Annotated in this window: 15 protein-coding genes; 11 read left to right on the forward strand and 4 right to left on the reverse strand. The window is 39.3% G+C overall.

Going from position 1 to position 11,171, the window contains the following annotated elements; translation table 11 throughout:
• Window positions 1–1,887: 1,887 nt before the first annotated feature.
• Window positions 1,888–2,106 (reverse strand): hypothetical protein, encoded by a 219-nt coding sequence (locus RMY16_RS20375; RefSeq protein WP_322660356.1) that lies wholly within the window; start codon window positions 2,104–2,106, stop codon window positions 1,888–1,890.
• 531 nt (window positions 2,107–2,637) lie between these two features.
• Here RMY16_RS20375 and RMY16_RS20380 point away from each other — a divergent pair.
• The 4 genes from RMY16_RS20380 (at window position 2,638) to RMY16_RS20395 (ending at window position 6,151) form a co-directional block, all read left to right on the forward strand.
• Window positions 2,638–4,797, forward strand: a complete 2,160-nt coding sequence (locus RMY16_RS20380) for a Tex family protein (protein ID WP_322737928.1) — start codon at window positions 2,638–2,640, stop codon at window positions 4,795–4,797.
• A gap of 13 nt (window positions 4,798–4,810) precedes the next feature.
• Window positions 4,811–5,164 (forward strand): 2Fe-2S iron-sulfur cluster-binding protein, encoded by a 354-nt coding sequence (locus RMY16_RS20385; protein WP_322660352.1) that lies wholly within the window; start codon window positions 4,811–4,813, stop codon window positions 5,162–5,164.
• Window positions 5,165–5,428: 264 nt separating this feature from the next.
• Complete coding sequence (locus RMY16_RS20390; protein ID WP_322660350.1) at window positions 5,429–5,827, forward strand: phage holin family protein; 399 nt, start codon at window positions 5,429–5,431, stop codon at window positions 5,825–5,827.
• A gap of 132 nt (window positions 5,828–5,959) precedes the next feature.
• The gene (locus tag RMY16_RS20395; RefSeq protein ID WP_322737929.1) at window positions 5,960–6,151 is read left to right on the forward strand and encodes a YqaE/Pmp3 family membrane protein; all 192 of its coding nucleotides are present in this window, start codon (window positions 5,960–5,962) and stop codon (window positions 6,149–6,151) included.
• A gap of 407 nt (window positions 6,152–6,558) precedes the next feature.
• Here the strand turns inward: RMY16_RS20395 and RMY16_RS20400 are convergent, their stop codons facing one another.
• Window positions 6,559–7,380 carry a histidine kinase gene (locus tag RMY16_RS20400; RefSeq protein WP_322737930.1) on the reverse strand — a complete coding sequence of 274 codons (822 nt, stop codon included), beginning with the start codon at window positions 7,378–7,380 and terminating at the stop codon, window positions 6,559–6,561.
• 191 nt (window positions 7,381–7,571) lie between these two features.
• Between RMY16_RS20400 and RMY16_RS20405 the strand changes: the two genes are divergently transcribed.
• The 4 genes from RMY16_RS20405 (at window position 7,572) to RMY16_RS20420 (ending at window position 9,560) form a co-directional block, all read left to right on the forward strand.
• On the forward strand, window positions 7,572–7,796 hold the full coding sequence (locus RMY16_RS20405; RefSeq protein WP_322737931.1) for a hypothetical protein: 225 nt from the start codon (window positions 7,572–7,574) through the stop codon (window positions 7,794–7,796).
• 55 nt (window positions 7,797–7,851) lie between these two features.
• Window positions 7,852–8,187, forward strand: a complete 336-nt coding sequence (petJ, locus tag RMY16_RS20410; protein ID WP_322737932.1) for a cytochrome c6 PetJ — start codon at window positions 7,852–7,854, stop codon at window positions 8,185–8,187.
• Between the two features lie 97 nt (window positions 8,188–8,284).
• The gene (locus RMY16_RS20415; protein WP_322737933.1) at window positions 8,285–9,304 is read left to right on the forward strand and encodes an aldo/keto reductase; all 1,020 of its coding nucleotides are present in this window, start codon (window positions 8,285–8,287) and stop codon (window positions 9,302–9,304) included.
• A gap of 124 nt (window positions 9,305–9,428) precedes the next feature.
• Entirely contained in the window at window positions 9,429–9,560 is a 132-nt protein-coding gene (locus tag RMY16_RS20420) for a hypothetical protein (RefSeq protein ID WP_322737935.1), read from the forward strand.
• 50 nt (window positions 9,561–9,610) lie between these two features.
• Here RMY16_RS20420 and RMY16_RS20425 read toward each other — a convergent pair whose 3' ends face one another.
• Both RMY16_RS20425 and RMY16_RS20430 read right to left on the reverse strand, forming a co-directional pair.
• Window positions 9,611–9,970 carry a DUF5615 family PIN-like protein gene (locus RMY16_RS20425; protein ID WP_322737936.1) on the reverse strand — a complete coding sequence of 120 codons (360 nt, stop codon included), beginning with the start codon at window positions 9,968–9,970 and terminating at the stop codon, window positions 9,611–9,613.
• Window positions 9,967–10,212 (reverse strand): DUF433 domain-containing protein, encoded by a 246-nt coding sequence (locus RMY16_RS20430; RefSeq protein WP_322737937.1) that lies wholly within the window; start codon window positions 10,210–10,212, stop codon window positions 9,967–9,969. Before RMY16_RS20430 ends, RMY16_RS20425 begins: the two co-directional genes overlap by 4 nt.
• Before the next feature lie 40 nt (window positions 10,213–10,252).
• Here RMY16_RS20430 and RMY16_RS20435 point away from each other — a divergent pair, with 40 nt between their 5' ends.
• The 3 genes from RMY16_RS20435 (at window position 10,253) to RMY16_RS20445 (ending at window position 11,058) form a co-directional block, all read left to right on the forward strand.
• Window positions 10,253–10,408, forward strand: coding sequence for a hypothetical protein (locus RMY16_RS20435; protein ID WP_322737938.1), 156 nt, complete (start codon window positions 10,253–10,255; stop codon window positions 10,406–10,408).
• Window positions 10,409–10,517: 109 nt separating this feature from the next.
• Window positions 10,518–10,739: a DUF433 domain-containing protein gene (locus tag RMY16_RS20440; RefSeq protein WP_322737939.1), complete on the forward strand. Its 222-nt coding sequence runs from the start codon at window positions 10,518–10,520 to the stop codon at window positions 10,737–10,739.
• The gene (locus RMY16_RS20445; RefSeq protein WP_322737940.1) at window positions 10,723–11,058 is read left to right on the forward strand and encodes a DUF5615 family PIN-like protein; all 336 of its coding nucleotides are present in this window, start codon (window positions 10,723–10,725) and stop codon (window positions 11,056–11,058) included. The genes RMY16_RS20440 and RMY16_RS20445 overlap by 17 nt, the downstream gene beginning before the upstream one ends.
• Window positions 11,059–11,171 lie beyond the last annotated feature (113 nt).

Below are 11,171 nucleotides of genomic sequence, written 5' to 3' on the forward strand. Positions count from 1 at the left end.
AATTAGGAAGGCTATGCTGAAGTAAGTGAATATCAAAACGATTCTCGAAGCTCATACCCTAGAGTTTAAAACTAAATACTATGTAATATTCCACGCTGCTCTATCATGGCAGCATCCGATATGATTCGGAGTAAAGCACGGTTAATTTTTTACTGGGTTATACTCTTAAGCAAACCAGTTTATTGCTTGGCAATTCGCACAATCAATTTAGAGTTTGCCCAACTGTGAATTACAGATATTTTCTGTACTACCCAGCTTTGCTCTAACGCTATTTTCAGCGCGATCGCGATAATCTAATAGTGGATGCAGACATAGGAAAACTTGAGAACTTTGTCACAAATTCTCTCTACATATACAAAGTTTGCAGTGTGTGTAGGTGTAGTCTGTCGTAGATATCGCTGATGCTGAACCCTAATTACACTCACATATTCAACAGATGCACCTAAATCAAAATGGATTGCTAGAATTTTTGATTAACCCATTAATTAACTTTCATCAGTTGTATACTGCTGTAGAAATCTTTTGAAGATACTATTGATCTTCTTAATATAAAACCTAGCTGCATTGAGAAATATTCTCTATTTGCTCCAGGAAAGTTGATTAATGTACTGACATATCATAAAATTTCTCCCGGCTCACAGACATGTCTGCAATCTTGGCTGGCAATTAAGCCGATTTATAAAAGTAAAGGTTTTTACTCAAATTGAGTATGTATACGTGCTCTTTTTGGGCATGGGAACACAAGAAGTAATACAAGTCTGACTGGTTGCGTAAATCATAGAGAGATAAATCAATCTACAGGAATACGCTTTACAGGGTTATGGGGAATTTTACTGAATGTCCAAATAGAGCCTATTGTACAAAACAAGTAATGCAAACTATCGTTGGCTAACCAACTTAAAGTTGATATTGCTTGCATTGAATTTGAGATATTTCTACACTACACTGCTTAGTATTAGTTTGCTTGGTTTTTCATCATAATTTTAAATAGGCTGTTTTTTCCAGAACTTATTGCTACATGTAATTACTTACTAGAATACCATGAGAAAGACATGTTGCAAATTTATCGTCGTACTTTATCAAAAATTTATCTACTGACAAATATACTTAAACAAAAACTTCATAAAACAAAAATCCTCTTCGATTATGAATTTTTGTTTTAAAAATTTGTACGTACATTGATGAAGCAATTTCTGGGTATTAAACTTGTAAAAGTAAGTAGAGTAATTTCATACGAAAAAAGAAAAATATATAAGTTTGATTTCTCGTTTTGTGGCAGAATTATTTACCACTATCTAAACCTCTCTCCGCTTCAGGGAGAGGTTTTAAAACCCAGTTTTAGTTTTTCTGTGGTTGTATGAAACTACCCTGTTAAACTTGTAGAAGTAAAGAATTAGGATCAGACTTGATAAATGCAAAGCTAAGAGTTGATTAAAGGAAAATTAAAACTTGAATAACACTACTTATACTAAGAATATAATACAAGGCTACACTAAATTACAGACATAATTTTAGATGATCGCAAGCTTAAATTGTGTTTTCTATCTATCCACAGAAATCTTTATCTAAATTCATATATGTCAGATACAGATGGTCGTCTGCAAATTTTCCCTGGCTGGGTAAAAGCTTCTCTATGTTTAGACTCATTTTCCTCACAAAAGTCTGTTAGTAATGATGAAAATAATCATTAACAATCCAAACTGAATCTGTCAAGGTGCTAATACTAGACTTAAAATCAGGCTAACCGCTGCTAATCGCTGTAAAATATGCAATTTTATTAGTACTCTTTTTGAACCAGTAGGCAGTAGCTAAAACAGTACTTAGTGGTATAAAGAAAAACAACGCTGAGTTTCCTTGGCTGGATAGAGGTTTCTCTAGGTTGTTTTCCTATTGCTTGGACTCATTATCCTGCAAAAGTTTATTGGTAATGACGAAGACGATGATTAATAATCCAAACTGAATCTGCCAAGGTGCTAATACTAAACTTAAGATAAAGCTAATCGCTGCAAATACACCTGCAAGATATGCAATTTCATCACTACTCTTTTTGAACAAGTAACCTGTAGCTAAAGCAGTACATAGTGGTATCAAGAAAAACAAAAGCATTTTACTAACCTCTGAACTAAAGGTTGTAGTGTTTTTAGAACAAATTTTTTGGAAGTGTGGTTAATCTTACATCCAATAAGGTTTTGGCTACAACAGTCTAGCGAAATAAATATTATAGAAAATCAAGATTACGCAAGGTTGTATTTTACGCCAATTGGAATAATTATTGCAATAGATGAAGCGCTAAAAAGCTTGACAACTCTTTGTTCTGTAGTGCATAGCAAGCTTTAAAAGTGGGTACGAGACGCTACGCAAAATAATTGCCTAGTGTTTAGGAACAGACAATTCCTGCGGGTGATACTACTTTTGCCGTTCTCCCCAATCAGTCAAACTGCCCTGTGCTAGACAAATTCTCATTCATCTACGCAGATTGAAAGGGTTATAAAAGTTGCGTAGGTGGGTTTTGTCTATTTCGCCAATTGCACTCTTGTGAACAATCATCTGGTAAATTAGCTTAAAACTTTGGACTTGCGCCAGGATAAGGATCTAGCATATTACCTTTAGAAGTAGCATTTTCATTTTAGACACCTAATGCTGAACATTCCTCAAATACTGGCAACTGAAATAAACCTCAAATCCCATCAGGTGCAAAACGCGCTGGAACTTTTGGCTGAGGGTGCAACAATTCCCTTTATTGCACGTTACCGCAAAGAGCGCACTGATGAAATGAATGAAGTGCAACTACGCGAACTGGCCGATCGATATACTTATTTAACAGAACTGGAAGAACGAAAATCGGTGATTTTAAGTGCGATCGCAGAACTTGGTAAACTCACAGATGAACTCAAAGCCAAAATCTCATCCTGCTTACAAAAAACCGAACTTGAGGATTTATATCTACCCTATCGCCCAAAACGACGCACCCGCGCCACTATCGCCAGAGAAAAAGGACTCGAACCATTAGCGAAATTTATCAAGTCGCTAAATGTCAAAAATGCTGCAACGGCTTCTCTGGAAGAAGAAGCGGCTAAGTATATTTCGGAAACGCAGGGAGTAAAAACAGCAGAAGAAGCGCTCAAAGGTGCTGCTGATATTTTAGCCGAAGAAGTAGCTGAAAAAGCTGAGTTACGTGCGTATATCCGCGACTATCTTTTAGAAGAAGGGGTATTTGTCTCCCGTATCAAAGATGATTATCCTGAAGGTACAACCAAATTTGAGATGTACCGTAACTATCAAATTAGGGTAAAAAATATTGCACCCCACAATATGCTGGCGTTGTGTCGGGGTGAAACTGAAAAAATATTAAGCTTTGAAATTGCTTTTGATGAGGATACGGTACTTTACTATCTGGAGTCGAAAGAAATTAAAACCAAAGTTCGGACAATTCGGGACTTTTATCAGGCGATGTTGAAGGACGCATTCAATCGTTTGATGAAAGTCTCTCTAATGGGAGAGGTAATTTCTGAGAAAAAAGTTTATGCAGACATAGAATCAATCAAGACATTTGAAACTAATCTGCGGGAGTTGCTGCTGTCTGCACCAGCAGGAATGAAACCAACCTTGGCGATAGACCCTGGATTTAGAACTGGGTGTAAAGTTGCTGTCCTTGACCAAACAGGGAAATTTATGGAATACCAAGCGGTTTTTCCTCACCAAGCGGCTGAACAACGCGCTAAAGCTGCACAAACTGTCAAAAATCTGATTGAAAAGTACAAAATTGAGTTAATCGCCATTGGTAACGGTACAGCGTCCCGTGAGACAGAGGAATTTGTCACGCAAGTATTGCAAACCATAGAACGCAAACCAGTTAAGGTGATGGTAAATGAATCTGGCGCATCTATATATTCTGCTAGTATTGTGGCGCTAGAAGAGTTTCCCGATTTAGATATTACCGTGCGCGGTGCCATTAGCATCGGCCGCCGTTTGCAAGATCCTCTGGCGGAACTTGTGAAAATCGATCCCAAATCCATTGGTGTGGGACAATATCAGCACGATGTCGATCAGAAGTTGCTGAAAAAGAAATTGGATGAGACTGTAGAAAGCTGCGTTAACTACGTCGGCGTAGACTTGAACATGGCCTCCAAAGAACTTTTGACTTCTGTCTCTGGGATTACAGCAACAGTTGCCAATAACATTGTCGCCTATCGTAACCAGAATGGAGCCTTTAAAAATCGCCGACAACTTTTGAAAGTTCCGAAGTTAGGGCCAAAAGCCTTTGAACAAGCGGCGGGTTTTCTGCGGATTCGCGGCGGTGATAACCCATTGGATAATACAGCAGTGCATCCAGAAAGTTATTCTGTAGTAGAAGCGATCGCATCCGATCTAAATGTGCCATTAAATCAGGTGACACAAATTGCCGAAAAACTTAAAAAGACCAACCTGAAGAAATATGTTACTGATAGCGTTGGCGAACCTACACTGCGCGACATTCTCAGCGAACTAGAAAAACCAGGTAGAGATCCTCGTGCTGAGTTTAAGTATGCCACCTTCAGAGAAGGAATTAAGGAAATTAGGGATTTAAATGTGGGAATGGAACTAGAGGGAATTGTAACGAACGTCGCTAACTTCGGTGCTTTTGTTGATATCGGCGTACATCAAGATGGCTTGGTGCATATATCCCAACTTGCTGATAGATTTGTAGACGATCCCAACAAAGTTGTCAAAGTTGGACAAGTAGTCAAAGTGCAGGTGCTAGAAATCAACGAGAAACTCAAGCGAATTAGTTTATCGATGAAAGCAGTTAAACAATAATTAGAAACAGCAGATGGCAGTTTATCAAGTTCGATTTATCAATCCTACACTTGGATTAGATCGCACCATTTCAGTACCAGACGAGCAATATATTCTGGATATGGCGGAAGAAGCTGGTATCCGCCTACCATCTGGGTGTAAACAAGGCGAATGTTCTGCGTGTATTGCTAAACTTATTAGTGGTGAAGTTGACCAAAGTGAGCAAAAATTTCTGCGTCCAAACGAAGTACAGGCTGGTTATGTTGTTACTTGTGTAACTTACCCTTTGTCTGATTGCACTTTAGAAACCCATCAAGAACAAATCTTGTATAAATCAGCCCTTTACTATCAGCCTGAGTCTGGAAAATCTGAGCGATCGCAACACTAATCAGTTAAGAAGATTTGTAGGTTGGGTTGTAGGTAGTGAAACCCGACAGAATCGTGAAAATGTTGGGTTTAGTTCCTCAACCCAATTTACCTCGGAGTGCTTTTTTAAGTAAAACCTACGCAGGATTGGAACCGCTATATTTTTTTCAATGATCGGCCTAACGGTAGAACCAAATTCTATCTTGCAAGAGAGGTTAACACCTAGCACATAGTTGAAGATGAGATAAGAAGTTACAAAAAATCTTTTAGTGATTAGGTAAGAAAAATGTTAACACCATTATTAACCGCCCTAGCTACAGCTTTGAGCCTGTTGATTGTTGATTTAGTTGTTCCAGGCGTTAATATTGCTAACTTTCCCGCAGCTATAATTGCTGCTTTAGTAATTGGTCTAATTAACGGTTCAGTTAAACCAGTTTTGTCTGCTCTTTCTCTACCACTTAACTTTCTATCATTTGGAGCATTTTCGCTCGTCGTTAACGGTTTGTGTTTCTGGTTAGCAGCAGCCCTAGTTCCTGGGTTCGCAGTTCGCGGAATTATTGGTTTCCTTCTTGGACCGGTGATTCTAACTTTTGCAAACACCTTCATTAACAACTACTTTGTTGAAAAAAATCTGTTAGCCGGCAGTGGCGATGTAAAAACCCAAGGTGAATTACCTTCTAGATAAGTATTATTAAGGAGTAGAAAGACCAATTTTTTTCACGTCTCTACTCCAAATAAAGTATCCGAAGGTGGATTTACTAATTCTGTATATTCACCAGAATGTAATTAAAGAAACTCACAAAAATACGGCAAAAACATGAAATTAGTTCGTTTTCTTCTAGGTTTGTTAGTGCCTCCTCTAGGCGTTTTCCTGACAGTTGGAATTGGCCCAACCTTGTTTATTAACATCTTGCTTACAGTTTTAGGTTGGCTACCCGGTAGCATTCATGCAATTTGGGTTATTGCCAAGCATAATGAACAACTGAATAGAGAAGGAAATATTTACTAATACGCAAGATGGATTTTAGGAAATCTTAAGTATGGTGCGTTACGGCTTTAGCTGTAACGCACCATTTTAGTTTCTATCAGAATTAGAAGTTATAGCGATTCAAAAAATGTTTGCGATAGATTACCCCACCCTAACCCTCCCCGTATGTATTGGGGAGGGAACTAGATTCTCTTGTTTCCCCCCAATGCATCGGGGGGATTAAGGCGCTATAACAATAGTCCTAGTCCTACGATTATGATAATTTAGATATTTTTCAGCTTATCAAGCGATGCCTTAGCCTTTAGCCAACGCACCCTACGAAAAGTGAGTATTTAATAATTCTACAAATACGTTAGTAGGGACACAGCATTGCCGTACCCCTACTAAAAATCTATTATGTATCAGGGTTTTGTGAGAAGCAGTCTAGCTTATTTATGAATAGTCTCCCGCTCTTTATTAGCAGGTTCCTTATCTTTGAATAAGTCAGCCGCCGTTAAGAGTAACTCTCTCAATGTTTGTTTGATTTGGCGCTCTTTTCTGGCTAGAGATGTACCAGCTTCACCCAGTTTATCTTCAAGCTGCGATCGCTTCTCTTCTACCTGCACAGCCATAGATTCTGCTTGGGGACGAGCCTTATCGTACCAGTGTTTAGCCTCGTTTAGATAATCCTGAACCTCCATATTACGTCCGCCATAGCGTGCAGCTAAGTTCGCTCGGACAATGGCTAGCTGCGCTTGCAGTTGCGCGTAACGTTTCTTTAACAATCCTGCCTCTTCACTATCTTTAAGGGCATTGATAGCAGAATCAATTGCAGTTTTGGTACTCGCAGGTTTTTCCTTACCCGTCTCTTCAATTTCTGCCAAAATTACATCAACCTCTCGTTGGAGTTGTTCTTCTTCACCATCTAGTTGAGCTTGTAGCCTTTTTATATCTGTTTGAGTTTGAGCAATACTTTCGTGTCTTTTGCTATTAATCCCTTCCAGCGCTCCTTCAATAGAAGCTGTCACTTCATCTTTGAGTTCAGTACCCTTTTCTTTAAGTTCGCTACCTTTTTCTTGGAAGTTTTCAATTACAGCAGAAACTGCATCTCTAACAAGGCTACGAACTTCACTAGAACCTTGTTTGAACTCAGAAGCTACTTGAGAAACTGCGGATTTTACTATTTCTCGAATCCGCTCAGTTCTTAATTGTCCAGTTTCTTTTGCTTGTTGTAAGTCTGCTTGAATTTGTTGCTTGATATTGTTAGGCATTTTCAACTCGTAGAATTTAACTAATTGGGATAATATTTTCTAGAAATGTTCCTACATCCACATTATGGCGTAGCCCGATCGGGCTTGGTACTTCCTTAAGATAGAAAATTGCAGTCTCAAAGAGGTGATGTGTAAGATGTTGCCCATTTGTGGGATGATGAATATTTAGTGGTAGTAATTGAGAGTGAAATATGTGGCGAGTAAATATTACTTGTTCGGGTGATGCCTGGAAAATCTATAGTGTTGATTTTAAAGCGATCGCAGAGAAATATCAAGGTGAATTAATTGGTTCCAAAAAAATGCCAGATGGTACGCGCATCATGTCTTATAAAATTGAAGATGTTAATGATGCAGAGTCTTTTCAAGAAGATTGTGCAAATTTTGCTGGATTTACAACTGACTTTGAATCCCTCTAGTATTGGTTCTGATACTTATGCCTACAATTAATATGTCTAAATTTGGAGAAGTTCATTGAAGAAACTACTTACATTAGTATTAGTAACGTTTTTCTTATTTATCAGTGCTTTTACTTTGCCCGTTAGTGCAGCAGACACAGTTAATGGTGAACAAATATTTAGTGTTCATTGTGCTGGTTGTCATATCAATGGTAGCAACATAATTAGGCGAGGTAAAAATCTCAAAAAGCAAGCCCTGAAAAAGTATGGTATGGATTCAATAGAGGCAGTTACATCTATAGTTACCAATGGTAAAAATAATATGTCAGCCTACAAAGAACGCCTCAGCGAACAGCAAATCCAAGACGTTGCTGCTTACGTTCTCGAACAAGCTGAAAAAGGCTGGCATTAAAAAGTTAGGAGTTGGGAGTTAGGAATTATCAGTTATGATTTATCTATTAGTAATTGTTAAGTCTTCCCATTCCTAACTTTTCACTCATAAATTGAAAATGAACTTACCCGCAGCTAGTCGTCTCCAATTTACTCCTGATTTGAACATCTGCCGTATATTAAATGGGATGTGGCAAGTCTCCGGCGCACACGGACAGATCAATCCTCAAGCCGCTATTGAGACTATGTTCAAATATGTAGATGCTGGCTTTACCACTTGGGATTTAGCAGATCATTATGGCCCTGCGGAAGATTTTATTGGTGAGTTTCGCTGTCAACTAATTGATACTCGTGGTAAAGATGCTTTATCTCAGGTGCAAGCCTTTACAAAGTGGGTACCTCGTCCTGGTAAAATGACGAAGAAACTCGTCGAGGAAAATATTGATATTTCCCTGAGAAGAATGAATGTGCAATCGTTAGATTTGATGCAATTTCATTGGTGGGAATATCAGGATAAAAATTATCTGGATGCCCTCAAATATATGGCAGAACTTCAGACTGAGGGTAAAATTAAGCATTTAGGTTTAACTAATTTTGACACGGAAAACTTAAAGATTATTACTGAAGCAGGCATCAAGATCGTTTCTAACCAAGTGCAATTTTCCCTGATTGATCGCCGTCCTGAAGTTAATATGGTGGAGTTTTGTCAGCAGCATGACATAAAACTTTTTACTTACGGTACATTGTGCGGCGGTTTGTTATCAGAAAACTATTTGGGTAAACCGGAACCAAGAGGATTTGATCTCTCTACTGCTAGTTTGAAAAAATATAAAAATATGATCGATGCTTGGGGTGGTTGGCAATTATTTCAAGAGTTCCTGGCTATCCTAAAGGAAATTGCTAATAAGCATCGGGTAAGTATTTCTAATGTGGCAGTGCGTTACATTTTAGATCAGCCAACTGTGGGCGGTGTGATAATTGGTGCAAGACTTGGTGTATCTGAACATATAGAAGATAACGCCAAAGTATTTAGTTTTAGTTTAGATGAAGACGATCGCGATCGCATCAATGCAGTATCTCGCCAATCACGCGATTTGTACCAGCTAATCGGCGATTGCGGCGACGAGTATCGGCGATAACCATTAAGGCGTTGGCTTTGTTGACGATTGAATTTACTGATAATACGGTGAAGGTTATTGTGCAATCTACCCTTGCAAACCATGCCGCTAAACTTTGCCTTCGCCCTCAGTCAACAGCAAACTTTTGAACTACGCTGTTGTCCAGCAACGGTTAAACGATCCAGAATATTTCCGCCCTCGACTCAATCAACGCCTAGAGGAGATTGTCGGCGATGGGTGGTTGTTTGACCGTAGTCAATTTGAGGTGGAGGGATAAGGGGAAATGCGGAGATAGAAAAGAAAAGACTGTTTGAGAAATCAGGTAAATTAGGGCAGTGGGCGCTGACGTAACTGTGTACGCTCTACAACAGTAAAACTGCCTTCTAAAGATATACCTTCAATACTTAGCAGGCGCAGCAAATCTTCCGCTGGCTCCTGTGGTGTAGCAGGAAAATAACGAAAATAAACAACACCTATTGGTGATGGCATCCGCAGGCGATAAATTAACTCACCATAGTCTCGATCAAATGTCAGAATGATTCGCTCCTCATGAACTGCGCGTGTCAGAACTTCAGAATCTTCTGCACCTGCTGCATCTTCGCTTCCATAGGCTACATCGCAACCCGCAGAGCGCAAATATCTAACACTCATCAGAGGAAAATTTTCATTTGCTAGAAACCGCATCATCCCGCCTCAGACAAAAGCGGGAGAGTATATAAAGATTCTTCACGCATACACTCTGCTGTAAAAGCAAATACTGCCCTTAATGCTTCTGAGGTAAGAGTGGGATAATTTTCTAACACTTGTTGTTCTGTCCATCCCGTCGCAAACAAACCCAATAAGAACTCTACAGATAAACGAGTTCCTTTCACAGTCGGCTTACCCAGCAGAATTTTAGGGTCTGAATGAATGTACTGTCGCCAGTCCATAGTTTTTACTCCGACTAAGCTACAGCTATTGTTGCACAGTATGATTTTTGTTGACTTGCCCAGAGCGGAGATGCGATGGCGCAGAGCGCCCGCCTTCGGCGATCGCGTTAATCTTAAATTAATCGCTCACAATGTAACCAGCTTATGCAATCCTTTAATATTACTCTGCCAGATGCGATCGCTTAGGCAACTATGATTATTGTTCGATTGCTGAGTGGGGAAATGCGATCGCCTTACTCTTAAATTAATTGGCGACAATATAACCGGCTTATGCAATCCCTGAATATTACACTGCCAGATGCAATATGGAATCTCAACTAATACAGAGTTCTCCCGACATCCTTTCTGGTACACCCGTTTTCTATGGAACTCGCGTACCAGTACAAACATTGATTGATTATCTCGAAGCAGGCGATCGCCTTGATGATTTTCTAGAAGATTTTCCCACGGTGAGCCGCGCACAGGCAACTGCGTTTCTCAAGCTAGCCCTGAAAAAAGTATTATCTTTTTATGAAAGTGCTGCTTGATGAATGCCTGCCTAAGAAATTAAAGGGAGAAATCACAGGTCATGAGGTTGTGACTGTACCAGAGCAAGGATGGGCAAGTAAAAAGAATGGTGAGCTACTGGGACTAGCGAAGACAGAGTTTGATGTATTCATCACCATTGATCAAAACTTAACAGCTCAACAAAATTTGAATAATATCAACTTAGCTATAATCGTTCTTGCATCTCCCAGCAATCGTTTAGAAGTTCTAAAACCTCTGATGCCTAAAGTTCAAGAAGCTTTAGCAACGATTCAAGCAGGTGATGTGGTTACTATCACACTGCCAGATGCGATCGCTTAGGCAACTATGATTATTGTTGGATTGCTGAGTGGGGAAATGCGAGCGCGTTAATCTTAAATTAATTGGTGACAATACCTACGTTCACGAATATCAAAGGCTCATTAATGAAGCTC

Origin of the sequence: Nostoc sp. DedQUE12b, from assembly GCF_034530835.1 — a bacterium.
GTDB lineage: Bacteria > Cyanobacteriota > Cyanobacteriia > Cyanobacteriales > Nostocaceae > Nostoc.

Excerpts from the sequence above, each read along its gene's own strand:
- RMY16_RS20375 (WP_322660356.1), bottom strand. The coding sequence starts at position 2,106 with ATGCTTTTGTTTTTCTTGATACCACTATGTACTGCTTTAGCTACAGGT.
- RMY16_RS20380 (WP_322737928.1), top strand. The coding sequence starts at position 2,638 with ATGCTGAACATTCCTCAAATACTGGCAACTGAAATAAACCTCAAATCC.
- RMY16_RS20385 (WP_322660352.1), top strand. The coding sequence starts at position 4,811 with ATGGCAGTTTATCAAGTTCGATTTATCAATCCTACACTTGGATTAGAT.
- RMY16_RS20390 (WP_322660350.1), top strand. The coding sequence starts at position 5,429 with ATGTTAACACCATTATTAACCGCCCTAGCTACAGCTTTGAGCCTGTTG.
- RMY16_RS20395 (WP_322737929.1), top strand. The coding sequence starts at position 5,960 with ATGAAATTAGTTCGTTTTCTTCTAGGTTTGTTAGTGCCTCCTCTAGGC.
- RMY16_RS20400 (WP_322737930.1), bottom strand. The coding sequence starts at position 7,380 with ATGCCTAACAATATCAAGCAACAAATTCAAGCAGACTTACAACAAGCA.
- RMY16_RS20405 (WP_322737931.1), top strand. The coding sequence starts at position 7,572 with ATGTGGCGAGTAAATATTACTTGTTCGGGTGATGCCTGGAAAATCTAT.
- RMY16_RS20415 (WP_322737933.1), top strand. The coding sequence starts at position 8,285 with ATGAACTTACCCGCAGCTAGTCGTCTCCAATTTACTCCTGATTTGAAC.
- RMY16_RS20425 (WP_322737936.1), bottom strand. The coding sequence starts at position 9,970 with ATGATGCGGTTTCTAGCAAATGAAAATTTTCCTCTGATGAGTGTTAGA.
- RMY16_RS20430 (WP_322737937.1), bottom strand. The coding sequence starts at position 10,212 with ATGGACTGGCGACAGTACATTCATTCAGACCCTAAAATTCTGCTGGGT.
- RMY16_RS20435 (WP_322737938.1), top strand. The coding sequence starts at position 10,253 with ATGATTTTTGTTGACTTGCCCAGAGCGGAGATGCGATGGCGCAGAGCG.
- RMY16_RS20440 (WP_322737939.1), top strand. The coding sequence starts at position 10,518 with ATGGAATCTCAACTAATACAGAGTTCTCCCGACATCCTTTCTGGTACA.
- RMY16_RS20445 (WP_322737940.1), top strand. The coding sequence starts at position 10,723 with ATGAAAGTGCTGCTTGATGAATGCCTGCCTAAGAAATTAAAGGGAGAA.